Origin of the sequence: Clostridium yunnanense (genome assembly GCF_016595795.1) — a bacterium.
GTDB classification, from domain to species: Bacteria; Bacillota; Clostridia; order Clostridiales; family Clostridiaceae; genus Clostridium_AR; species Clostridium_AR yunnanense.
This window is the reverse complement of the sequence record NZ_JAENHN010000002.1, coordinates 104,366-128,980: the sequence shown is the minus strand read 5'-3', so window position 1 is coordinate 128,980 and position 24,615 is coordinate 104,366. Positions and strand designations below refer to the sequence as shown.

Below are 24,615 nucleotides of genomic sequence, written 5' to 3'. Positions count from 1 at the left end.
TGAGGAATAATATGGATAGAGTCGATAAGATTCAGTTTGAATTGGTAGAACAGTATAAAAGATATGCGGAAGCTAAGAATGTGGTTGCTCATAATAAACAATTTATAAAGATGTTTTACCATATAAAAGATAGGTTTTCGATAGCAGCGTAAAGGGTACAATTGTATCCTTTTTCTTTTGCTTAAATATCTCTATACTTCTATTATATCAGACCTTATTGGGTATGTAAATACTTTTTAGAAATTTATTTTATATTTTATCAATTTTATTATATTACATAGAAAAAAGAAATACAATAATTAAATTATTAATAATATGTTAATAAATGTAGGCGGGGATAGTTTACAAATATCAGGGCTTTTTATTCTCTAAGGGGATATAGAGGTATTGCAGAAGCACGATATTGTTATGCAACGATAACGATACGAATTAAATAAAAATTGGAGGGTGATCATATGATTTATTCATGGTTAGCAATGAGTATTACACTAAATGTCATGTTCTTTACGGTTATTTATTTAAAAGAAAAGGATAGGAAAGAGCAAATTAAAGAAGGGTTAAGTAATATGCAAAGGTTGCTTGGAGAATTGGAGAACGACCTTAATAAGATAAATTTGGAATTTGCTGATGGCATTTTAGAAAAATTAGATGAAATCGAGGAGGAGCTTAGAAAATAAGCTTCTTTTTTATTAAAAAATATTAAGTTGCTAGTAATCTTAAAACTAGATGTAAAAGAAAGGATTAAATTATGAAAAATTTATTGAAGTCAGTAAAAGGAAATATCTATGGCCTAGGAGTTTATGCTTTAGTGGCCAATGGAAAAGTGCTATATGTTGGATCAGGAATGTTAAATGATAGACTACAATCACATCTTTACATGCTTAAACGTGGTAAATATGAAGGAACTAATAAGGACATATTACAGAAGATGTATAACATAGGGGAACTAAGTTTTGAAGTGCTTCATTTTTCTGAAAACAATAGTACATACTTGAATGGAGCTGATGAAGAAAGACTAGCCGTTCAACAAGCTTTAGAGGTTCTGGAACAGTTTTATTTTGATATGTATAAAGATACTTGTTGTAATAGAATAACTAAAATCACTAAGCATAGTACAAGTCCATCGGCTGAGACAACTGAAAAGAGACGTAAAGCTAATGCAGGTAGTAAAAATCCTAACTGTAAAAATGACGAAGTACTGATTGCCAATATTATTTGGCTTAAAGATAATGGATACGAGAATAGAGAAATTGAAGAGTTAATAAATGGTGTTATAAAGAGAAATTACATTTCTCAAATAGGTAAAGGTAAGTGGAGTCATATAAGACCAGTAAGACCAGATTGGTTTAATGAAACTGCTTAGTACATAAAATTTAGTACTAGAATACATAGTGTAATTAATTTTAGGATTCAAATACATAGTGTAGCAGAATTTTTAGCACTCAAATACATGGTAAGCAGGATTTTGGGATTAAAGTACATTGTAATAATGAGATTAAAAGAATATATAGTGTATCGGTGATGTTTGTATACTATATATAGATGTAATTTCAGGATCACAATGTATTTGAATGCTAATCTTTGAGTAGACAATGTATTTGAACACTAATTTGTAATTATTGGAAGGAATTTAAGTTCCTTTGTGGAATATATAGGTAAATAAATATGGAGGAGAGTGTTTGGAATGGAAAAGATATCTGATCAAGAGTTAAAAGGAATAATATCAAAAGATGGTGTGGAATTTAAACTAAAGAACATAGAATATTCAAAAGATAATTTTAAAGTGTTTTTTGAATTAAACAACAGTACTTCCGATGCTATAAGTAATTTATCATTTAAATTTAAGTTAAAAGACAATAAATACGAAGATGAAGTGAATTCACTAGGATATGGACAGTGGGTAGACCATAAAGGTTGGTTATATTCTGGCGAGGAAATGAAAGGTTTTTATCAATGGAACTTTAATAGGGAAATTATTATTGATAGTTTAGAAGTAAAGGTTAGTATAAAGGGAAAAGAAGAAAAAATCCTAGGATACATTTAGTGTTAATAAAGCAAATTGTAGAGTCACTATTAAGTGGCTCTTTTTTCATGCTCAAAAATAATAAACAGGAGGGGGCAGGAGAATGCAATTTAATTATAAAAAGGATATTGTAACGATCAATACAAGCTCACTATGTTTTGCTATATGCAGATGTAATAGTGATCTCAATAGAGTACATATAGAAGTTGATGAAACTACAGGTAGGAGAATGTTTGTGCTAGAGAATTATAGTGAAGATGAACTAAAAAGCTATAAGAAATACATATCTGCAGTAAAGAATGGCAGTAGTGTGCTGGTTGATATTATAGAATTTAATCACATTTATAGTTGCTTAAAACAAATGGTTATGGAGTTTAAAGCAAATGAAAGTGATGCACAAAAGCAATCTACTTGCTTAACTGATATTAAGGATATTATTCAACAAACAATAAAAGAAAGTAATATTAATACAGAAGAGTTTCTCAGGGAAGTTAATCCGAGATACTGTAGAAAATAATAATAAATTAAAGGTGGGAATTATAAAATGAGTTTTATTAAAATGATGGATAGAATAGATAGAGAGCACGAAGAAGCACATGATAGATTAAAGAAAATTTGTGGACAGTCTGAAAGACTGGATTATGGTGATTTGATTAGTAAGGTTAGATTGATTGTAGGAGATATCGAAGGATACAAAATTGATTTCTTTGTAAATATGCTTGCAGAAGAACTAGAGAATAGCTTTATTGTTAATAGAAACGCATGGGACATGACTATAGACGAGATTAAAACTAAGTATGATAATGATATGGATTATTGGGAGAATGCTTATAATTTATATGCAGACAAAGATTTTTATAAAGATATGGAAGAGTTTAAAGAAAGTATGATGGATTGGATGATTACATATAGCCTAGATGGAACTTTTGCTTCAGTGGAAGCTGAGTATAAGTATAGGAAAAGTGAAGGTTTGATAGGATAGATTTCATTTAATTTATTTGTGTCGAATGAAACGTGAAGGAAAACTCTTGCAAATGTAGAAATATGTTTATGAGAGGTGATTGTATGAATAATAGAGAAAATTTAAGACAACAAATTGAATTGTTCTTAAGAAATGAAAATGAAAAAATCATGTTTATTAGTGGTACCCATCAAAATGAAAAGCATAGAGAAGTTTTAAGAGTAATAAATTCATTTTTAGACAAGGGTGTAAAAGTTCTTTTTAGAGCTAACGCTATAGACAATATAAATGAATTCATAGACAATAATGATGTGGATATAAAAACAAAAAAACTGTACAAAAGTGGTAACTTAAATATGTATTTCGATAGCATAAATAAAGCATCATGGGAAACTGGAGCTAGATACAACATTTCAATTTTATATCCAGTAGACTCTATTTGTAGAAAAAATGATAATACTAGAAGAGAAATAATAAATGATCTTATAAGAAAAACCGTACATAAAATATTTTTGGTTACATGGACTGATAATGTTGATTATACTTGGCTAAATGAATTCACAATAGATAGAAAAGTAGTATTTGATGCTGAAGAAGAAGATATGGCTTATCATAACAGGGTTATAAATATTATAAATAAACAATTTTAATTAAAGGATACTTAACTGTGTCCTTTTTTATTGTGTAAAAACAGTGTTGATTATAATACAAAAGGAAATTATCTTAATATGTAGAATAAGCATATTGAGGTGATAGTATGTTTCTTAAAATAAAAAAAATTACTCTTTGGTATAACTATTATAGAGCCTTTAAGGATTATAATAATTTAATTAATATCAACTTTGGGCAAAGAGTTGTATTTGACTTAAAGAATATAAATAAGAGTAAATTTGAAGATCAAGTTTATAATGCAATATATGATAACTATAAAAGAATTTTAGTTGATGATGAAATTTTTAAAAGAACAATAATAATATTACAATCTAATTTATATGGTTCTGAAAAAAGAAACTATAATTTTATTATACCAATAATGGTATCTATATTTTCTTTTGCAGGTACATTTATAATAAACGCATCCAAACTTAGCGATCCTATTACTTTGATATTTAATTTTGTATATTTAGTTATAGTATTTTATGCATACATGCTTGGAATTAAGTTGGATCACCGTAAATATTGTAATCTTCTTACTTATTATAATTTATGCTTAGGGATAGTGAATCAGCTTTATGAAGAATATAAATCAGATAATGATGTACAAAAAGAAATAGCAGCTACTCTCGATGACAAAAATAATTTTTTTATGAGACTATTTAAGAAGAAAAATGATAGATGAAGGAATTTGCCTTAATATGTAGAATATGAGGTGGTGAGGTGATAAACATAATGAAAAAAAACAAATATTTAGATGCCTTTAATGAATATAAGAAAACGAACGATGATGCAGTAAGTAGTGCTTTCGATGAAATTGCTAAGAAATATAAAGAAGATTTTATAGTGCAGGGTGATCTTAATAAAAGTAAAAATAATATTGCAAACGAAAAAGTTAGAGTTCATGGTTTATTAAAAGAGAGTGAATCAAGTTTAAATATTATTAATGGCTTGATAATTCCTATAGTTGCTCTTCTAGTGACAATAGAGACTCTAATTGCTAATAAAATAAGTGACGAGATATTAATGTTTTATATATGTGCTATTATTATTATCGTATTTTTTGGTTTGATTGCTTTAGTTAAGCTTGAATTAAGAATAAGCTACAGAAAAAATATGTGTTTTATTTGTATAGACTGCCTTAAAGAGTTAGAAGATAAAATCAATATAAATTTACATAATTCCGTAAGTGAAGAAGTAGCTATTACTGTTGAACAATCAAAAAAGCCAATAGAATATAAAAAAGACTATAGTCAAACAAATGGAAACTGGAATGTGGATATTAATGTATATCCGCTATTTATTGCTAAAGGTATATTTAAGGCAATTAAGTATGTTGGTAGCAGAGTAAAAAAGAAATAATGGGGTTAAGCTGGAATTTTAGACTATCGTAATAGATAGTCTTTTTTTATTTGTGAAGGTTTAAGTAGTTTGATATAATTGAGTTAAGATTCCAAAGGCAGGAGGCTTAGTGATGGAAGAGAAGAAATCAATTATATTTAACTCGAGTAAAATTGCTCAAGCAATAATGAATGCTGCAGGTATATGCGGTGAATTGTATGTTTCAGATTTTAAAGAGGAAATTAGCGAATTAGTATCAAAAAAAATCGAGGAGATAAAGGGCGATATCGAGAAAAATAATATCAAAACTTTATCAAAAAAACTTGGATACAAGCTTAATACATCAAGATTGAAAAAAGTAGAAGTTGATTTTAGGCTTAGAAAGATTGCTTATGAAATAATAGAATCCAAAAAATTTAAGGATGACATTGATAACAGGGTGGCTTGTAGAAGTAAAATATTATTTCTTAGCAGATTCAGTATAATTGAGGGCAACATTTCAAATGAAGATGATTTCTTTAGAGAGTTGGTAGAATTAGTTAATGAAGTAACAATTGAAGAATTGTTTTCTCAAGTAAAGATGCGAGAGAATGACTTATTAATTAATATCCTATTTGAAAAGAAAGAAATTAGTACGTTAAAATCTATTTTATTAAGGATGATGAAATACATAAAGCTTAATTATAAAAATTCTATTTTGAGTTTTATAAAAGACATAATCATAAGTATTATTGCTAATATAATTACAAAAACAAACTTAAAGCCAAAGAACAGGAGTGTAAAAAGCTCCTGTTATTATTTTGCGTAAAAATACTTGAGTTAGAAGGTAATGACTATGCCAATTTTTAATATATGCTCGAGGTGTGGACAGAAGTATGAGTATGGAAAAGAGTGTAAGAATGGTTGCATGGATAAAGTTAAGAAGGAAAGATATAAACAGTATGCTAAAGATAGACAAGATAAAAATGAGCAGAAGTTCTATAGTAGCAACGAATGGATTACTTTAGCTGGATATGTTAGACGTAAGTTCAATGGTATGTGTGTAATATGCTTACTAAGAGATGATGCTATAAGCTATGTAGAAGCAGTTCATCATATTATAGAGATAAAAGATAATTGGGAACTGAGGCTGAGTGAAGATAATCTTATTTGTTTATGTAGTAGCTGTCACAGTAAGGTACATAGGATATATAAGAAGAGCAACAAGGATAAGGAAAAGATGCAAGAGATACTATATAGGTTGATTGAAGAATATGAAAAGGAATATGGATTATAGGAGAGTGTTGGATATGGATAAGAATAAAATAATGGGTGAAGCTTTAAAGAAGTATGTAGCAAAGCATATTGATAGCAAAGAGGTAGTAAATGCTATACAGTTTATAGATGTTGCTATGTGTGTATTAGAGGCAGTAGAAGAGAGTTTAGAAGAGTAGATTTATGTCTAGTCTTTTTTTATGCAACAAAATAGAACAAATGTTTGGCTGATAGAATACGGGGGAGGGTATGAAAACTTTACATTGAGTCTTGAAATTCCTATGTGTAGATTTCAAAACGCAAAATTCTAAAAACTAAAGCTTAAGGGATAATAATTATTAATTAGAAAGGTAGGTGATACAATGGCGAGACCCAAAAAACCACTGTCCATGCAAGAAGGACACTTAACGGTTAACCAGCAAACAGAAAAAAGATTACAAGAAGAAATTATAGAATGTGCTACAGATCAACTTGAAAAGACTCCATCTTGGCTAAGAGATAATATAGCTAAAAAAGAATGGAAAAGGTTAGTGGAACAATTTAAAAATATTGGTGTTATTAGCAATCTAGATTTAAACAATTTGGGTGCTTATTGTAATGCCTACAGTTCTTATCTAGAAGCTACAAAAGAATTAAAAGGGCAAGCACTAACAATAGAATATACAAATAAGGGTGGCTCAACAAACCTAATTGAGAATCCATTAATTAAGATTCAAATAAAGTACTCTGATGAAATGAAAAGATATTCAAGTCTTCTAGGTTTAACTATAGACTCACGTTTAAAAATGGCAACTATTAAATTGAATGAAACCAAGAAAGATATTACAGATGAATTTGGTGATATTTAATGACAATACTTGAAGAGTTAATACAATATTCTAATAACTGTTTACAGGATTTATATGTAAGTCAGTATGAAGTTTATATTAGTTGCCAAAAACATAAGTGGGCGTGTCAAAGATTTTTGGACGATTTAAAGAAACAGAATACCAAAGATTTTCAATTTTATTGGAATGAAGAGGAAGCAGAGAAAATAGTAAATTGGTTTACTTACTTGAGACATTCAAAAGGTGAATTAGCTGGTAAGCCTATTGATCTGACTACATGGCAGAAGTTTTTTATATGTCAAATTTATGGTTGGCGTAGAGTTGATAATGATAGAAGAAGATTTAAGAAAAGTTTTATTGAATGTGCAAGAAAACAAGCTAAGTCGCAGATGGAAAGTGGTATAGCACTATATGAATTAGCATGTGGAAGTACGAGAAATGGCGAAGTATATGAAATATGTTGCGCTGGTATTAAGCGTAAGCAATCTAAGGTTGTGTTTGAAGAAGCAAAGTTAATGTTAAAAGGATCTCCACTCGCTACAAAGTTTAAATGTACTAGAGATTATATATTACATATCAAAACAGGAAGTACCATGACACCGCTATCTAAAGAAGATGGACAAAAAAACGATGGTGGTAACATGGCATTGATGATTATAGACGAATACCATCAGCATCCAACCGATGATTTCTACACAATGGCTAGTTACGGTCAGAACACTAAAGAAAGTTTGCTAATGATAATTACTACGGCAGGAACTGATCTTAATTATCCTTGCTACACACAGGAGTATAAATATTGTAGTCAACTTTTAAATCCTTCTACACCTATTGAAAATGATACGTATTATGTTGATATATTAGAACTTGATGAAGGTGACGATATAGAAGATAGGCTTAATTGGTGGAAAGCTAATACTCTTAGAATGACTTACAAAGAAGGACAAGAAAAGATTGAAGAAGAGTTTAAAATAGCTAAAGAAATTCCTGAGAAAATGCCATCATTCTTGACTAAGTGCTTAAATATTTGGGTACAAGCTAAAGAAAATAGTTATATGGATATGGCTAAATGGAAAGCTTGTGAAGTAAAGAAACTACCTGTTGATATAACAGGAATGACTTGTTTTGTAGGTGGTGATATGTCTGCAAAAATAGACTTAACTTCACTATCTTTTGTAATACCTTTTGTGGACAATGGTGTAAAGAAATATATAGTCTTTAGTCATAGTTTTGTACCGAATTACGAGAAGCTGCGAGAACGTGAATTAAAGGATAAAATGCCTTATAGTGCATGGGAAAAACAAGGATTTATAACAGTTACCAATAGTCCTGTCGTAGATCAAAATGTAGTTATAGATTATGCTATAGAATTTTGTAAAAAGTATAATTTAGAAATAAATATTTGGTGTTTTGACCCTGCAAATGCTACAAAAATTATGACGGATGTTGGGAATATGGGATATGATGTTACCGATTTATTTCAAACACATCAAAAACTAAATGAAAGTACAGTAGCTTTAAGAGAAGAAGTTTATTTAGGCAATGTAATATATTTAAATAATCCAGTTTTGAATTACGCCATGACAAACGCAATTATAAAAACAAACAATGGCTTGATTAAAATAGATAAAGATGCAACTACTAAGAGAATTGACCCTGTGGATGCTTTGATTTGTGGGTTTAAGATGGCGTGGTTATATGAGTTTGACGGTTACTACAATCCAATTGAAGCACTTGATGCTATGAATTGGGACTAGAGAAGAGGTGAAGATGTGAAAAAAATAAAAGAAAAACTAAATAAATTACTGAAAAAGACTATTTTAAATGAGTTATTCATTATGGAAATGGTCTTTTTTGCTGGACTTTTTATCATTATAATCACCAATTTTCTTTTGAATTTGTATTTTGGATTGTACTCTTTAGGCTTAATTCTAATGGCTTTTAGTGTATTTCTATTCAAATTTAGTAGAAAGGGGTGAGATAAATGATATTTGATAGACTAAACAGAGAAAAAAGAGATATTAATGTTAATGATTGGCAAGATATTTATAGTTTTGAAAAAGGCTATGATAATTCTGTCTTTGATAGAAACATGAAAAATAGTACATATTTTAGTTGTGTAAAAATTAAATCTGAAGCTATAGCAAAATGTACATTACAGATAAAGCAGGAGACTGATAAAGGTGAAGTTTTAGCTAAAGACCACTATTTGTATGATATGTTGAGACTAAGACCGAATTCTTATATGTCCGCAATAGATTGTTATAAAACCTTTGTAGCGTTGGCTATACACAGGGGAATAGCTGGGCTTTATATAAATAGAAAAGGTAGTAAAATAGAAGGATTATATCCTGTAAAACTTATAGGTTGCACTATAGATGATGTAGGAATTATAAGAACTAATAAGAATAATGCCGTCTATTGGGACTATGAAAGTATAAACGGAGAAACAGGAAGTTGTTTCGATAAAGATGTAATAGTCTTGAGAGATTTCACATTGGACGGCATAAATGGTAAGGCTGTAAAAAATGTTTTAAAAGATAGTTTAGATACTGCAATTAAATCTGAAAACTATCTAAACAGTTTATTTAGTAATGGTCTTACTAATAAGGTTGTAGTGCAATTAACTTCTGATATTAAAGAAGAAAGTGAACTAAAGAAAGTACAATCCAAATTTAGCAGAATTTACAGCAACAATGGTAGAGTCTTTACTGTACCAAGCGGTTTTAACGTGAGCGCTTTAAACTTATCTTTAGTGGATTCCCAATTTGCTGAACTAAGATTTATGAGCAAAAAAGACATGGCGGCAGCAATGGGAGTCCCCTTAACGAAACTAGGTGAAGCTAAGGATACAGCTAAATCTGAGGAACAAGATAATCTAGCTTTTCTAACTGACACATTGCAAATTATTTTTGAAGCAATAGAACAAGAAATGGACTGGAAGTTGTTGACTTCTACTGAAAGAAAGCTAGGTTATAAAATTAGGTTTAATACTAATGTAATGTTGAGAATGGATAGTTTAACGCAAGCTAATGTAATAAGTACATATGTTAAAGATGGTATATATAGTTTAAATACTGCGAAGGAGATATTAGGAATAGAGAAGTTGGATAAAGATGTTACTACATTCCCTTCGGGACAAATAACGCTTGAAGCTTTAATGAGTGGCATGGCTTCATGGCAAAAAGACTCTGCAAAGGTAGGTGACAACAATAATGACACTAGCGGAAGTTAAAATTTATTTAAGAGTTGACTACACAGAAGATGATGACTATATAAATAGTCTTATTGAAGTATCTCAAATTTACATAGATAGTATGGTAGGCGAAGTTTATAAAACTGATACCAAAGCTGTAAAACTATCTGAATTACTACAGAAAAAATTGATAAGTGATATGTATGAGAGTAGAGGCACTGAAGTTGTGAGCAATACTAAGCAAGATAGGATAGTTAACTCCATTTTAGATAAGCTATCTAACTATATAATCGAGTAGAGGGGGTGAGATAATGCAAATAGAAATTAGAAATGATAGCGTAATTGTAAAAGGTTATGTTAATGCGGTTGAACGTGATAGCAGAGCTTTACCTAGCCCCAAAGGCAAGTTTGTTGAGCAAGTTAGATCTGGTGTCTGGAATGATGCTATAAAGAAAAGTGACAATATAGCAGTTTTGTTAAACCATGACTGGAACAGGAAGTTAGGTTCAACTAAAGATAATCTAAAGCTTAGAGAAGATAATATTGGATTATATGCTGAAGCTAGGGTCTATGATTCTGATGTTATTGAAAAAGCTAAAAATGGTAAGCTAGTTGGATGGTCTTTTGGCTTTAGGGCTAATAAGCAAAGTTGGGGGAAAACTGATGCTGATATGGATAGAAGGTATTTAGATGATATTGATTTATTTGAGGTATCTATATTAGATGATAGTAGAACCCCTGCTTATTATGGTACAAGTGTTGAAGCTAGAGATAATGAAGAAGTTGAAATTGAACAAAGATTTGTACAAGATAGTATTGAAATTATAAATACTAATGAAGAAAAACAACAAGATACAACAGAAAATAGAGATATTGATACAGATTTAGAATTAAAACTTAAATTGATGCGATTGGAACTAGAGTTATAGTTCTTTTTTTATGCAATAAATTACGAAAAGGAAAGGTGAAATTATATGAAAATAGAGGAATTAAGAGAACAATTAGAGGCTAAGAAGGTTGAAATAAGATCGTTTTTAGATGAAAAGAAAGCTGATGAAGCTGAAACAGCTATGAAAGAAAAGAGAGATTTAGAAAAGTTAATTAAGGTTGAAGAAGATATGGAAGAAGCTGAAAAAAGAGATTTAGAAAGACAAAAAAATGAAAAGAGAGAGGAAGTAAAGGATATGGAAAAAGTAAATGAAATGAGAGCTATTGTAAAGAAATTAATGGGAGAAGAAGTTACTACAGAAGAAAGAGCAGTAGTGAAAACTACAGACAATGCAGCAGTATTGCCTAAAGAATTTATTAATCAACTTATTGAAATTGAAAATGGTTACGGTTCATTAGAAGGATATGTTGATATTATACCAGTTACAAAGAATGAAGGAACAATGCCAGTTTCTGTTGTAGATGAAACTGAATTACCTGAGGTTCTTGAAGGGGATGATATAACAGATGCTTCTTTAACAACTACAGATATAACTTTTAAATGTTCTAAGGTTGGTGAAATTTATACACTTACTAGTGAAGTTGTTGACGATGCAGAAGTTGAAATTGAAGGATTAGCAAGAAGAAACTTTACTGCAAAAACTGTAAGAACTAAGAATGCAAAAATTATGAACGTTATTAAAACTAATGCTGTAGCTTATGTTGGCGATGGTACATATGAAGATTTAAACGGTGTAATTGACAAGGCTGTTCCAGCAGTTAAGGCAGGACTAGTTACATTTACTAATCCAACTGGATACGCTTTGCTAAAGAATATGAAAGATGCACAAAAGAGACCTTTAAATCTTATAACAGAAATAAACGGAAAGTACTACTTCAACAACAAAGAGTTAGTTGTAGTTGATGAAACTTTACTTCCAACTGAAACAACTAAGGCAGCTACTTTCTATATTTGTAATCCAAAAGAATTAGTAAAATTATTTAAGAGAAATGAATTTACTATAGCAAGAAGCACCGAAGCTGGTTTTAATAATGACACAGTAAAAGTAAGAATACTTGGAAGATTTGGTGTAAATAAGGGTTATGTAAGAAACTGTTATAAGGTATCAATCTAATTTTAGAGTGGGTTAACCTCACTCTCTTTTTATTGAAATGAGGGGATTAAATGGATAATGGTAAATTAAATACAAGAATAAAAATAGAAAAGAGAACCGCAGTTTACGGTGGTGGTAAGAAAACTGAAACTTGGGTTGATTATTATAGTTGTTGGTGTTCGGTATTGGACTTGATAGGACAAGAAAAATACAGTGCCTATAATTCCAACTTACAAAATACTATTAAGCTTAAATGTAGAGCTTGCAAAGAGTTAAAAGAAATATTGTTTAATACTAAAGACTATAGAGTTGTTTGGGATAATAAAACACTAAATATTATCTTTGTTGATACTATGGCAAATTCTAAGACTGATATTGTCTTACAAATGCAAAAGGTGAATTAACATGGTGAGTATCGAGGTTACTGGACTAAAAGAACTTATAAAACAAGTGGAACAACTAGCTACTAGCAGAGAACTTGAAGAGGCTGACAAGAAAGCTTTAAAACGGTGTGGAGATTTGGCAAAGACAGAAGTACAAAAGATAATGCCTAAAAGCCAAGATGTAAGTAAAAGTGGTAGAAAAGGTAGTAGGACTTTCAAGCACGCAGCTGATAACATACCAATAAAACTTAAAAAGGTTGATGGACAATTAACAGTAATAGTTGGTTGGGAAAAAGGTTCAAACGATGCTTACTTTTATAGTAAATTTGTTGAATTTGGAAGTAGTAAAATGCCACCTTCAGCACCTTTTAAGCGTACTTTTATAAGAGAACGTAAAGAGTGGGACAAGATATTTGAAGAAGAATATAACAAGTTATTAGAAAAATTGAGGTGATATGAGTGGATATTATAAGTTTAGTTGCAGATTCTTTGGCAAGTTTAGATGCGATAGTTGTTTATGGTTGGTATGATGAGAGTTTAAATGATACTCATATCACTTATCTTGAATTTGATAACCTAGAAGATGAGTTTGCAGACGATGAAGCAACTACTGAAGAACATTATATACAATTAGATATTTGGACAAAAGATTTGGATGAATCACAGAATTTAAAGAAAGAAATTAAGAAACTAATGAAAGAAAATGGATTCTTGTACCAAGATGGACAAGACCAGTATGAGAATGACACGCAATTATGGCATATAGCCAGTAGATGGCTATACATAGAAAATTTAGAATAAAGGATGGTAGATATATATGGCGTATATAGGAATTAAGGATGTTTACATAGCAAAGGTTATTAAGAATGATACAACTGGATACGAAGCTGACACTCCAGTAAGACTTGGAAAGGCAGCAAGCTTAAAAAAGGACTACAAAGGTAGCATGGAGAAGAATTACTATGACGATTCTTTAGATAGTATGTTGCAAGGAGATACTGAAAAGACTCTTGAAGTTGAAGTAAAAGAACTAACTCAAGAGGTTGAGGCTATGATAAATGGACAAAAACTTGTTAAAGGAATGAGAGTTGAAAGCACAAGTGATAGTGTAGGTGATTTTGCAGTAGGTTACAGAACAAAGCTTCAGAATGGAAAATATGAATTTGTATGGAAGTATGTATGTACTCCAGAACCATTTGGATCAAATCATGATACTGTAGCCGACAAGGCTAAAATTAACAATAGAACAGTGAAATTTACATGTAGAAATAGAGAAATAGATGGAGTAGATGGCGTTAATATAAATGAAAGTGCTTTATTAACTGGAGATACAGAAGCAAAGGCACTTTTAGCAGTTAACACAACAACAAATATGATTCATTGGTTCGAAGAAGTAGTTGAGCCATTACATGCTTAAGAGTAGATTAATTTCTACTCTTATTTAATTTAGGAAAAAACTTATAGGAGTTGATATAGATGAAGTTGAAAATTGGAGATAAAACATATGAGCAATTGAAATTTAAAGGGAGAGTAATGAGAAATTTACTGGTAATACAGCAAGATTTTGAATTAAAACAGCAAGATAATGAGTTTGGAGCAGAAGATTTAGATGTTATGTGTGAATTTATAGCAAACGCATTTGGCGGTCAATTCACAAGTGATGATGTATTGGACGAACTTGAGTATGCAGAAATAATAGAAGCATTTAGAAACATAAGCAGTGAATTAAGTAAGAAGGCAAATGCACAAATGAAAAAGTTTGAAAAAAAATAAATGGCACTCCTTTGCTTGATGTAAATAGTGAAGGTAGTGCCTTTGATGATTATGATTTTGAAAATGGATACATAAATGAAGAGGAAGAGTTTGAGAAAAATAAAGATAAATATACAGCTTTATTGTTTCAGATTTACGATATAAATATAAAAAATCATAATGCAACTTTTGAAGAATGTGAGGAAACTGATATTTTAGCGTACATAGATTATTTATGCTACAAGATAGATTATCCAGATAAGCAACAGGAAGAAAGTGAGGTGAAATAATGGGAGCTAATATTAAGATAAATAGTGAAAGTAAGCAATTTCAAACAGAAATGCAAAAGGTTGCTCAAGAATTGAAGGTTATGTCTTCTGAACTCAATGTTGCAACAACACAAGCTGAATTATTTGGAACTAAGCAAGAGCAATTAGGTGCAAAAAGCAAGGAACTAACAAATACAATTAAAGGACAAAATACTATTTTTAATTTGCAAAAGCAGACTTTATCAGCTTTAACAAGTGATATTGATAAGTATAAGACAAGAAATGCTGAACTAGCTAAAAGTATTGAAGATGTAGAAACTAAACTTAAAGAAAGTATTAAAGCAACAGGTGAAGACAGTAAAGAGACTAAGACCTTGCAACAGGAATTAAATAAGCTGCAAAATGAATATAAAAATAATGATAAAGCCATAGATCGTGCTAACAGTAGTATAGACAAATACAAAATTAAAATGAATGAAACCGAAAAATCTATATTGCAGAATAAGAAAGCTCTTGAAGATGTAAATGAGCAGTTGCAAAATAGTTCTAATAAGTTTGATAAATTTAAAGATAATCTTGAAAAAACTAATGAAAAATTTAAAGGATTAAACGATGGAGCTAAGAAAGTTACTGGTGCATTGGCTGTTGGTTTGGTAGGTGCTACAGCATTAGGTATAGACAATGCAAAAGATTTAACTAAAGCTTTAAATGATTTACAAGCTAAAACTGGACTTACATCCGATGAGATGGAAGATTATAAGCAAATAATGCAGGATATTTATGCTAATAATTTTGGAGAAGGCTACGAAGATATTTCGGAATCTATGGCAAAGGTAAATCAAGTAACTGGACTTACAAATGATGAATTAAAAAATACAACTCAAAATGCGATACTTATACGTGATACTTTTGGTTTTGATGTCAGCGAAAGTATTAATGCCGTTAATGGATTAATGCAAAACTTTGGAATAACTAGCGAACAAGCTTATACACTAATAGCACAAGGCGCACAATCTGGAGCCGATAAAAATGGAGATCTGCTAGACTCTCTAAATGAATATGGAGTGCAATTTAAAAAGTTAGGATTAGATGCACAAGAGTTTACAAATGTTCTTATAACAGGTGCAAAAGAAGGTGCTTTCAGCATAGATAAAGTTGGTGATGCAGTAAAGGAATTTGCTATAAGAGCGGTAGATGGAAGTAAGACTACTCAACAAGGTTTTCAAGCAATAGGTTTGGACGCTAATAAGATGGCAACTGAATTTGGAAAAGGTGGGGATAGTGCTAAACAAGCTTTCGATAAGACTTTAACTGCTTTATTAGCTATAAAAGATCCATTAGTACAAAGTCAAGCTGGTGTAAATCTTTTTGGAACACAATTTGAAGACTTAGGAGTAAAAGGATTAACAGCATTACAAGGCTTACAAGCAGATACAAACATGACAGCTAAAACTTTGGAAAATTTAAACCAAGTAAAATACAATGATTTGGATAGTGCAATAACTGGAATAGGAAGACAATTTCAAGCTGGACTAAGTGATGTGATAACAACAAGTGTATTGCCTAGGTTAAATGAGTTTGCAAACAATATACAGACAAATATGCCTGAAATACAAAAAACAATTAAAAGCTCTATTGATCTTGTTTTACCACTGTTCGATGGACTAGGAAAAATTATAGGTTTTGTAATAGATAACAGCAATATACTTATACCGGTTGCAGCAGGACTTTCAGCAAGTATAGGAACACTGCAAATAATAAATACAGTAACAAAATTAATGGATATATGGAAAGCTTCTACCTTTGCACAAACATTAGCACAAGAAGGGTTGAATGTAGCACTAAAAAGCAATCCAATTGGCTTAGTTGTAACTGCTATAGGCTTATTAGTAGCAGCATTTGTAGGGGCTTACAATAATGTGGAATGGTTTAGAGATATGGTAAATGGAGCATTTGCTAGTATTAAAAGTGCTATTTCTTCGGTCTGGAATTTAGTTTCAAATTTCAAGTTTCCAAGTTTTAAACTACCTCATTTTAAGATAAGCGGTTCATTTAGCCTTGCCCCTCCTTCGATGCCGAAGCTCGGTGTTGAGTGGTATGCTAACGGTGGTATAATGACTCAACCTACGCTATTTGGCATGAATGGCAGTAACGCTATGGTAGGGGGAGAAAGTGGAGCTGAAGCAGTACTTCCACTTAAGGTTTTATGGAATGAAATGGAGAAGAATTTTGATAGATTAGAACAGAGGTTAAATACAAATAAACAACAAGTAATATATGTACAAGTAAACAGTATTCTTGACGGCAAAAAGGTTGCACAAAGTATTGCTAAAAATGTAGATATAGAAAACGCATGGTTAAGATAGGAGGTGGAATATGAAATATTTTATATTATTTAACTTAATGAATTGTTTAGATTTAAACTTGAAGGTAATTAAAAGACCTGATGTTTCACTTCCTAACAGAAATTTTAATGAAATAGATATGCAAGGTAGGAATGGCAAGTTAGTTGAGGATCTAGGAACATATGGCGATATAAAGGTAAGTATTGAATTAAATTTTATTGAAAAACCTAAATTCTTTTATGACGAAGTTAGAAAAATAATGTTTTGGCTGTCTAAGAGAGATGATTATACTTTAACACTAGCTGATGATTTAGAATATTATTATAAAGTGAAAAGGTTGGAATATAGTGATATAGAAAGAAAACTTAAGGTTAAAGGGACTTTCACATTGAATTTTATATGTGAGGCATTTAGATACTATAGGGATAATGCAATTATAACTATTACTAAAAACAACTATAATTTTTATAGTCCTAATTTTGCATGGGATAGCGAGCCTGTTCTAAAGATATATGGAAGTGGAAATATAACATTAACTATTAACAGCAATAATATTTTATTAAATGGAGTTAGTAGCAATATCATTTTGGATAGTGTTCTGAAGGAAACTTATAGCAATACATATGAGAATTTAAACAATAAGATGAGTGGAGAATTTCCTGTTTTAATAAACGGAGTTAACACAATAAATTGGATAGGAAATATAACAAAAATAGAATTAGTACCAAATTGGAGGTGTCTATAAATATAGGCATCTCTTTTTATTTTAAGAATAAGAGGTGAGTATATGCAAGTAAATAACACGTTTTTAATAGATTTACAATATAAAAATTATAATCTCAATGTTACGGCATATGAGGGAGATACAAAGAGTAGATACATAGATTTACAAATATTAAACAATGGCCAAATAGTTAATTTAACAGGACATAGTATAAAGGTTTATGCAGTCAAACCAGACCAAACAAAGATATATAATAACTGTACAATAACCGATGCAACGAATGGTAAAGCTGAATTGGAATTGACTTCTCAAATATTGGCTATAGCTGGTACGGTGCAAGCTCAATTTATTATATATGGAACTGATAGTAGTATTTTAAGTACTCAAACATTTAGTATTAATGTAGAAAAAAGTTTAAGAGATGATGGTGCTATAGAAAGTACTGATGAGTTTACTGCATTGACTCAAGGTATTAATAAATTAGAGGGTTGGGATGCACAATTTCAAACAAAGTACGACGGATTGAATGCACAATATGCTAGTCAGTTAACCAGTAACACCAATAAATTAGGCATTTTAAGTGCTAATGGAATAACAGAAAGTAGTGTTGCTGAAGCGGTTAAGAATGATAGGGTGACTTTAACATCACATACGACGCAATTGGTTGATATTACAACCAATAAACTTGTTTTAAAAGCTGATAAAACATATGTAGATACTCAATTTGCGAACATAGGTAATGCTTCACCGAAAGGTACTTATACGGATTTAACTTCATTACAAACGGCTTACCCAACTGGAGCTGTGGGGGTATACATAGTTATTTCAGATGGTAAATGGTATTATTGGAACGGTTCAGCTTGGACAGCAGGTGGAACCTATCAAAGCTCTGGAATACCAAATGGATTTATAATGCAAAAACATTTGGGTAAACCATATGCAGAAGGAATAGTTGGTAAAAATCTATTTGATTTAAATAATTATATAATAGGTCAATATGTGAGTGGCAACACAGGAGCACTTGTTGCAAATGCGATTTATGGAACAAGCGATCATATTCCTATTGGTTCAAGCACAATTTATACTGTAAATAATGGGAGCACATGGCAAGAGATGTATGCTTTTTATGATGTTAATAAAACATTTATAAGTGGAAATAATGGAAGCAGTGCGCCTAGTCTAACATTTACCACTCCAAGCAACGCTGTTTATATTAGAATAAGTTTTAAACTTACACAATTAAGTTCGGTTCAGCTTGAATTGGGTAGTGTAAAAACTACTTATGAACCATACACAATATATTTAGATCCTTTAAAAATAAAATCTCAATCAATTTCAAACTCCGCGATAGCTCCAAGTACAATATCAACTGACAAACTTAATTTTAAGCCGATAACAGGAGATGTAAACAAAAATTTATTTAATAGAAATAACGTTACATCTGGATATTATGTTAATTATAATGACGGAAAATTAAATCCTAATGCAAATGAAAACGCAAGTGAATACATTCCTATTATACCTAGTACAAATTATACAATTAGCAACAACTCTACATGGCAGGAAATGTTTGCATTTTATGATATAAATAAAGTTTATATAAGTGGAAATGCTGGAGGCTCTGGCTCAAGTAAGACTTTTACTACTCCAAGTAATGCCGCTTATATTAGAATAAGTTGTCTTACAGCACAATTACCATATACGCAATTAGAATTAGGCAATACTAAAACCGCATATGAAGACTATACAATTAAAATGGATGGTAAGTTTATAAAAACATCTACAATTCCAAAAGAAGCTTTAAACTTTACAGTAGCTTTCAATAGAACAATAAATTATATTACAGTAAAAAAGGATGGGACAGGTAATTTTACTACTATTACAGACGCTATAAATAGTATAACAACAAATGACTCAAGTGTTTGGTATGAGATTCAATTATATGATGCGGTTTATGATGAAAAATCAATAAATCTTCCAGCCTATGTTATTTTAAGAAGTAAATTTATTTTAGGTAGATCGTGGATAAAAGGATATTTACCTAAAGATAGTACAGATGCAACAATAACCCCTACGTCAACACTAAACATTGCGTTTGACTGTGAATTGCATGATTTAAGAATTACATGCCAAAACATGAGATATGCAGTTCATAGTGAAAATAATGGAAACAATAAAAATGCACAACACAAAATTTATAACTGCGAGTTTATTCATTATGGCAATGCTGAAGTTTTACAATATAGAACAGATAATAATTTATTAACAACAGCTAACTATAATCAAATATGGAACGGTACAAACCCTTGGGGATACGGTAGTGCAAGTGGAGTAGTTGCAACATTTGAACAATGTATATTTACGGGAGTGAGAAATGGATGGTATGTACACAATAGAGAATACTTCACTAATCCAACAATAAATATACTAAAAAATTGTACTATTACTGGTCAACAATATTCTATCTTAATAGAAAACCTTGGCAGTGGCACAGAAGATCAAGTAATTTTAGAAGGCTGTCAATTAAACGGATTAATTCAAACTACGGATACACCTTGGATTTCTACCGATATAAACTACCAATATGCAAATCATGCTGATATACGAATATTAGGTCATGGTAATAATTCCGTACCTTATGCTTCTAGTATGAGGGGTGCTTGTTTGAAAATAACTTCAAGTAGCTCAACAGATAGTAAAGTAACTATAAGTGGTACTGCTTCAGATGTTTTATTTGGAAACACAGTTTCTTTTAACGGAAAGAGTGGATTAAATGGTTATGTTTATGGAAGTTTAGATATTTCAGGTATATTGGTTGGTCTAGGAGCCAATACCACAGTTAATAACAATCTAGGAAGAAGATTAGGTGATTGCACAACAACGAACAAGACTTTAGTGGTTGCTGTAGATAATAATTCCCCTATAACAATTACATTTAATCAAAACTACACTTCAATGACCAATGCGGATATACTAGGCTTTATTAATACACAGCTAGGAAGCTCTGCTACCGCAACAGAATTTAATATATCAAAAGAATATATTCCAGAATTTACTGACGAGTCAAAAGCATTATTAAATTCATCAGCAAATGGAATTAAAAAAGGTTCGCCTGTATGCTATAACTCGGATTATACAAATATTAGATTAATGTTGGACACCGATGATGCAAGTTTATTTGCAGGAATAACAATGGAAGATATAAATCCAAATACTTATGGTAAAGTTCAAATTAGGGGATATGTCTACATTGATAGATTAATAAAGGAAAATGGTACATCATTTACTTTTGCTAGTAAATATGGAGTGTCTAGCAATGGAAAAATAGTACAGAATAATACTAATAGTATAGGTAAGTGTATGCATGCTAATTACTTGTATATCAATGCTCAATAGAAAAAAAGTCAATAGTTAAGTAAAATTTAGGAAATAAGGTGTTTACTATGGATGATAATAAGAAAATGAATGTTTATAAGGTTATGGCAAGTGGATATTCGTATGAAGATGACATATCAATGATAATTGTTACTTCATCTCCTGAAAAAGCGCTGGAAATAGCTAAAAAAGGATGCCCATATAATTGGGAAAGTCCCAATAAACATGAACTTTATTGGGACTTCAAAGAAGAACAATATCCTTTAATAGTTGAAGAAATAAATCTTAGTATTGAACAAGTTATTGAAGTATCAAGTATGTAATATAAAATATTTTATATTAATATTCTAGTTGAGTTCCTCTGGCTATTATAAATTCAGTCGGTTTTATATTGAGACCATTCAAATTATATTTGTTTGTTCCATTATAAAGTACATCAAGATTGAATTCTCTTTTTATTGAAAGAATTAACTCGTGTGCAATTTGTCTTACAACTGCAAAATGCAGATATTTAAAAGGTTCTCCTTGTTGATATGGGTCTTCAGATAATGGCTTATCAATTGTATAAAACATACTAGCCGTTGCTTTTGATATTTTATAATACTTTTCAAGAACAGTTTCGTCTACATGAGCGCCTCCATCTTGATTGGACATATATTTTATCATGTCTTTTCTTGAAAATGTAAGTGTGTCACTGATTATTATATTTTGATTCCACCAAGTATTGAAGTCTACCCTTTTGGTATACACTTCTTTATTGTAACTTAATGAGGGTAGATATACATGTTCATTATATGGAGAACCATCTTCAGTCATTCTTTGTATGCTTACTGGAAAAACTAAGCCTAAAAAGAAAATTGCATTTTTAGGGAAAGAGGCGGTGCTATTAAATTTCATTGTGTTTTTACATTTTAATAAAGACAATAGACTGGTACTGTTGGCAGTGTCATGGACTAAAATTCTGACGGTTTTAGCTAACTGTTTTGAGTAATTAAAATTACCATGATCGTATTTACTACAGAAATCAATGAGAAAGTTAAGTTGTTCAATTAGACTTTCTGCAAAATCGCTTGCTTCACGGGTAACTTGATTTTTATTTAATCCTCTTTTCACTAATTCACCTCCCTTCATGTGTTATTATTCTACAAAGATATGGAAATACCTTTGTAAAATATCTGTGTGATTGGAGAAATTGATTTTTAAAGTAAAAAAGAAGGTTTTCAAATATTATGACATAATCACCAAAGATAAAACAGATATTTTATTAGAATTTAGGCTTTAAAAATTGAAGGAAAGCAGAGCATTAAAGAGATTGGGAGAGTTTGAAATTGTTTGAAGTTGTATATATGTAACGTATAAGTTTTGTATTTTGTTAATTAAAAAGAAAGATATAGAATGTAATAAAATCATAGACATCTATAATAAAGTCGATGACATTAAGGTTATTCTTTTAGACATTCGCTTAAAAATCACTATACGTTATATATATTATATGTTGACAACGGATTCGTTTAGTAGTAATATTTGAGTATAAAGATAGTTAAATATGGATTTTATAAATCCTTTAAGTTTTCTTCCGAGAGCAACGGAGAGTTTAAAGTAAGAATATTGTTCACTTGCGTGTTTATCCTCCGAGGGTAACGGGGATGTAAAAATGTAGAATATTATCCATGTGCAAAGTTTATTCTCCGAGTGTAACGGGAATTGAAATTAGAATATTACACAAGAAAACTCCAATTTACTCAAGTTGGGGTTTTTTGCTTAATTGAAAGGGTATTAATGGAATGAGAATTAAAATATGTTCAATAATGCAAAGTTTTTATGATAAATTTGATGACAGTGTCGAATTGGAAAAGAATGAAAAGAGACCATGTTTAATTATAATACAGTTGCTTTATAAAGGAATTAAATATGATTTTGCGATCCCGTTTAGATCTAATATAAATGGTGGAGCTAAAAGAGATGAATACTTTCCTTTGCCACCAAGAAAGACTACTAAAAAAGGTAAGAAACATGGACTGCATTACATTAAAATGTTTCCTATAAGTAAGCAATATATAAAGAAATACTATTCAGAAAACGATGAAAATAAAAATGATATAACAAAAATAGAAAAAAATCTAAAACAAATTGTTAACGAAGCTCAGAAATATTTAGAAGATTACGAAACTGGGATAAGATATAATTTCTGCGTAGATATAGATACTATAATCAACGAGATTTACAAAGAAGAAGTTGAAACACAGCAAGAAGTTGCGGCTACAGAATTTCATGAAGAAGATAACTCAGATAAATAATACAAGCTGTACATATTGAAATTAAGCAATTGCTACATAATTACAAGAGAATAGTATAGAAAAAAGAATGCTTGTAAAAATTAATAAAAAATTTACAAGTTTATTAAAGTCACTAGTTCCACAGTCTGCAATAATAAATATATTTATTATTGCAGACTGTGGATAAGATGCTTATTGACGAAAGAATGTTTATTTAGTATAATCAAACAAGAGTTAAATTGAAAATGTATATTGAGTAAATTAGAGTCGCTATTAATTTGGCGACTTTTTTATTTTGCGAAAATAATTAGAACTTAGTCTATTTATGTCTATATTTATGGAACGATATTTTACTAATTTACTTACAATATATGGTAATATGGAAATGTATAAATTCCCTTATAGTTATTATAGCCATATAATAATCGATTTATTCATAAAATTAACAAAAAATTTTCGACAAATTATTGAGTAAAATGTTATATGATGTTAAAATATAAATATACAAGTAGAACAATAGTTCTAATCTTTAGGACAAGTTGTCTCTTAACTAAGATGGAACAATATTATGTTTTTGTATTATATGTAATAAACTGGTTAGAATCAAACGTATATATACAAAGAGGTGATAATTGTGGGGAAGATAATTTTTCTTAAAGAATTCAATCAAATTAGAGGAGGGGATATAATGGAAAATAAAACAATTTGTGATAGAGTAAAAGAGATAAGAGAACAATATGGTTTGATTGGAACTGCTGTCGACCCTCTAATAATTGCTCAAGAAAATGGGATAAAAATTTTAGAAAAAAGTAATTTGACCATAAATGGTGAACCAGTTTCTGGTGCTATTATAAAGAAAAATAACGACATTACTATATATGTAAATGCTGAAGACAGCAAAGTGAGAAAAAGGTTTACTGTTGCTCATGAAATAGCTCATTATTATTTACATTTAGATAAAAATAAGCAATTTGTAGACTTAAAAAGAAATAACAGCAAGGCTCCAATGGAATTAGAAGCAGATGAATTTGCAGGATGTCTTTTAATGGACACTGAACACGTAAATGAAAGATATGAAAAGGCTAAATCGATAGGTCTTAGTAATGAGGGGATTGTTAGTGTTTTAGCTGGTATATTTGTTGTATCAGATGCTGCAATGTATACTAGATTAAAGAATTTAGGTAAGTTTTAAT

Annotated in this window: 31 protein-coding genes; 30 read left to right on the top strand and 1 reads right to left on the bottom strand. The window is 30.2% G+C overall.

The window, feature by feature from the left end:
• The first annotated feature begins 11 nt into the window (after positions 1 to 11).
• The 28 genes from JHL18_RS00660 to JHL18_RS00525 all read left to right on the top strand — a co-directional run bounded on the left by JHL18_RS00660 (position 12) and on the right by JHL18_RS00525 (position 21,469).
• The gene (locus tag JHL18_RS00660) at positions 12 to 152 is read left to right on the top strand and encodes a hypothetical protein (protein ID WP_200265707.1); all 141 of its coding nucleotides are present in this window, start codon (positions 12 to 14) and stop codon (positions 150 to 152) included.
• A gap of 303 nt (positions 153 to 455) precedes the next feature.
• Entirely contained in the window at positions 456 to 677 is a 222-nt protein-coding gene (locus tag JHL18_RS00655; RefSeq protein ID WP_200265706.1) for a hypothetical protein, read from the top strand.
• A 71-nt stretch (positions 678 to 748) separates the two neighbouring features.
• Positions 749 to 1,363: a GIY-YIG nuclease family protein gene (locus tag JHL18_RS00650; RefSeq protein WP_200265705.1), complete on the top strand. Its 615-nt coding sequence runs from the start codon at positions 749 to 751 to the stop codon at positions 1,361 to 1,363.
• Positions 1,364 to 1,684: 321 nt separating this feature from the next.
• Positions 1,685 to 2,044 carry a hypothetical protein gene (locus JHL18_RS00645; protein WP_200265704.1) on the top strand — a complete coding sequence of 120 codons (360 nt, stop codon included), beginning with the start codon at positions 1,685 to 1,687 and terminating at the stop codon, positions 2,042 to 2,044.
• Positions 2,045 to 2,126: 82 nt separating this feature from the next.
• Positions 2,127 to 2,540, top strand: a complete 414-nt coding sequence (locus JHL18_RS00640) for a hypothetical protein (protein ID WP_200265703.1) — start codon at positions 2,127 to 2,129, stop codon at positions 2,538 to 2,540.
• Positions 2,541 to 2,567: 27 nt separating this feature from the next.
• Positions 2,568 to 3,005: a hypothetical protein gene (locus JHL18_RS00635; protein WP_200265702.1), complete on the top strand. Its 438-nt coding sequence runs from the start codon at positions 2,568 to 2,570 to the stop codon at positions 3,003 to 3,005.
• A gap of 83 nt (positions 3,006 to 3,088) precedes the next feature.
• Positions 3,089 to 3,634 carry a hypothetical protein gene (locus tag JHL18_RS00630; protein WP_200265701.1) on the top strand — a complete coding sequence of 182 codons (546 nt, stop codon included), beginning with the start codon at positions 3,089 to 3,091 and terminating at the stop codon, positions 3,632 to 3,634.
• Between the two features lie 107 nt (positions 3,635 to 3,741).
• On the top strand, positions 3,742 to 4,323 hold the full coding sequence (locus JHL18_RS00625) for a hypothetical protein (RefSeq protein WP_200265700.1): 582 nt from the start codon (positions 3,742 to 3,744) through the stop codon (positions 4,321 to 4,323).
• 50 nt (positions 4,324 to 4,373) lie between these two features.
• Positions 4,374 to 5,000 (top strand): hypothetical protein, encoded by a 627-nt coding sequence (locus JHL18_RS00620; RefSeq protein ID WP_200265699.1) that lies wholly within the window; start codon positions 4,374 to 4,376, stop codon positions 4,998 to 5,000.
• Between the two features lie 112 nt (positions 5,001 to 5,112).
• Positions 5,113 to 5,787, top strand: coding sequence for a hypothetical protein (locus JHL18_RS00615; RefSeq protein ID WP_200265698.1), 675 nt, complete (start codon positions 5,113 to 5,115; stop codon positions 5,785 to 5,787).
• A 27-nt stretch (positions 5,788 to 5,814) separates the two neighbouring features.
• Complete coding sequence (locus JHL18_RS00610) at positions 5,815 to 6,255, top strand: HNH endonuclease signature motif containing protein (RefSeq protein WP_243277751.1); 441 nt, start codon at positions 5,815 to 5,817, stop codon at positions 6,253 to 6,255.
• Positions 6,256 to 6,268: 13 nt separating this feature from the next.
• Positions 6,269 to 6,412: a hypothetical protein gene (locus JHL18_RS00605; protein WP_200265697.1), complete on the top strand. Its 144-nt coding sequence runs from the start codon at positions 6,269 to 6,271 to the stop codon at positions 6,410 to 6,412.
• A 183-nt stretch (positions 6,413 to 6,595) separates the two neighbouring features.
• On the top strand, positions 6,596 to 7,081 hold the full coding sequence (locus JHL18_RS00600; protein WP_200265696.1) for a phage terminase small subunit P27 family: 486 nt from the start codon (positions 6,596 to 6,598) through the stop codon (positions 7,079 to 7,081).
• Positions 7,081 to 8,817 carry a terminase large subunit gene (locus JHL18_RS00595; protein WP_200265695.1) on the top strand — a complete coding sequence of 579 codons (1,737 nt, stop codon included), beginning with the start codon at positions 7,081 to 7,083 and terminating at the stop codon, positions 8,815 to 8,817. Before JHL18_RS00600 ends, JHL18_RS00595 begins: the two co-directional genes overlap by 1 nt.
• 227 nt (positions 8,818 to 9,044) lie before the next feature.
• Positions 9,045 to 10,295, top strand: coding sequence for a phage portal protein (locus JHL18_RS00590; protein WP_200265694.1), 1,251 nt, complete (start codon positions 9,045 to 9,047; stop codon positions 10,293 to 10,295).
• A complete protein-coding gene (locus JHL18_RS00585; RefSeq protein ID WP_200265693.1) occupies positions 10,276 to 10,554 on the top strand; it encodes a head-tail connector protein in 279 nt (92 codons plus the stop codon). Before JHL18_RS00590 ends, JHL18_RS00585 begins: the two co-directional genes overlap by 20 nt.
• A gap of 13 nt (positions 10,555 to 10,567) precedes the next feature.
• Positions 10,568 to 11,185, top strand: coding sequence for an HK97 family phage prohead protease (locus JHL18_RS00580; RefSeq protein ID WP_200265692.1), 618 nt, complete (start codon positions 10,568 to 10,570; stop codon positions 11,183 to 11,185).
• A 45-nt stretch (positions 11,186 to 11,230) separates the two neighbouring features.
• A complete protein-coding gene (locus JHL18_RS00575) occupies positions 11,231 to 12,319 on the top strand; it encodes a phage major capsid protein (protein ID WP_200265691.1) in 1,089 nt (362 codons plus the stop codon).
• A gap of 50 nt (positions 12,320 to 12,369) precedes the next feature.
• On the top strand, positions 12,370 to 12,702 hold the full coding sequence (locus JHL18_RS00570; RefSeq protein ID WP_200265690.1) for a phage head closure protein: 333 nt from the start codon (positions 12,370 to 12,372) through the stop codon (positions 12,700 to 12,702).
• 1 nt (position 12,703) lies between these two features.
• A complete protein-coding gene (locus JHL18_RS00565; RefSeq protein ID WP_207752935.1) occupies positions 12,704 to 13,135 on the top strand; it encodes an HK97-gp10 family putative phage morphogenesis protein in 432 nt (143 codons plus the stop codon).
• A 5-nt stretch (positions 13,136 to 13,140) separates the two neighbouring features.
• Positions 13,141 to 13,482 carry a hypothetical protein gene (locus JHL18_RS00560; protein ID WP_338025423.1) on the top strand — a complete coding sequence of 114 codons (342 nt, stop codon included), beginning with the start codon at positions 13,141 to 13,143 and terminating at the stop codon, positions 13,480 to 13,482.
• Positions 13,483 to 13,498: 16 nt separating this feature from the next.
• The gene (locus JHL18_RS00555) at positions 13,499 to 14,098 is read left to right on the top strand and encodes a major tail protein (protein WP_200265689.1); all 600 of its coding nucleotides are present in this window, start codon (positions 13,499 to 13,501) and stop codon (positions 14,096 to 14,098) included.
• 59 nt (positions 14,099 to 14,157) lie between these two features.
• Positions 14,158 to 14,454 (top strand): phage tail assembly chaperone G, encoded by a 297-nt coding sequence (gene gpG / locus JHL18_RS00550; RefSeq protein ID WP_200265688.1) that lies wholly within the window; start codon positions 14,158 to 14,160, stop codon positions 14,452 to 14,454.
• An 11-nt stretch (positions 14,455 to 14,465) separates the two neighbouring features.
• A complete protein-coding gene (locus tag JHL18_RS00545; protein WP_200265687.1) occupies positions 14,466 to 14,723 on the top strand; it encodes a hypothetical protein in 258 nt (85 codons plus the stop codon).
• Positions 14,723 to 17,068 carry a phage tail tape measure protein gene (locus JHL18_RS00540; protein ID WP_200265686.1) on the top strand — a complete coding sequence of 782 codons (2,346 nt, stop codon included), beginning with the start codon at positions 14,723 to 14,725 and terminating at the stop codon, positions 17,066 to 17,068. The genes JHL18_RS00545 and JHL18_RS00540 overlap by 1 nt, the downstream gene beginning before the upstream one ends.
• Before the next feature lie 10 nt (positions 17,069 to 17,078).
• Positions 17,079 to 17,792, top strand: a complete 714-nt coding sequence (locus JHL18_RS00535; protein ID WP_200265685.1) for a distal tail protein Dit — start codon at positions 17,079 to 17,081, stop codon at positions 17,790 to 17,792.
• Positions 17,793 to 17,834: 42 nt separating this feature from the next.
• The gene (locus JHL18_RS00530; RefSeq protein WP_200265684.1) at positions 17,835 to 21,167 is read left to right on the top strand and encodes a BppU family phage baseplate upper protein; all 3,333 of its coding nucleotides are present in this window, start codon (positions 17,835 to 17,837) and stop codon (positions 21,165 to 21,167) included.
• Positions 21,168 to 21,214: 47 nt separating this feature from the next.
• On the top strand, positions 21,215 to 21,469 hold the full coding sequence (locus JHL18_RS00525; RefSeq protein ID WP_200265683.1) for a hypothetical protein: 255 nt from the start codon (positions 21,215 to 21,217) through the stop codon (positions 21,467 to 21,469).
• A gap of 16 nt (positions 21,470 to 21,485) precedes the next feature.
• On the opposite strand, the gene JHL18_RS00520 is transcribed toward JHL18_RS00525, so the two are convergent.
• A complete protein-coding gene (locus JHL18_RS00520) occupies positions 21,486 to 22,259 on the bottom strand; it encodes a hypothetical protein (protein WP_200265682.1) in 774 nt (257 codons plus the stop codon).
• A gap of 671 nt (positions 22,260 to 22,930) precedes the next feature.
• Between JHL18_RS00520 and JHL18_RS00515 the strand changes: the two genes are divergently transcribed.
• Both JHL18_RS00515 and JHL18_RS00510 read left to right on the top strand, forming a co-directional pair.
• A complete protein-coding gene (locus JHL18_RS00515; RefSeq protein WP_200265681.1) occupies positions 22,931 to 23,443 on the top strand; it encodes a hypothetical protein in 513 nt (170 codons plus the stop codon).
• A 667-nt stretch (positions 23,444 to 24,110) separates the two neighbouring features.
• Positions 24,111 to 24,614, top strand: a complete 504-nt coding sequence (locus tag JHL18_RS00510) for an ImmA/IrrE family metallo-endopeptidase (protein ID WP_200265680.1) — start codon at positions 24,111 to 24,113, stop codon at positions 24,612 to 24,614.
• Position 24,615: the final 1 nt, after the last annotated feature.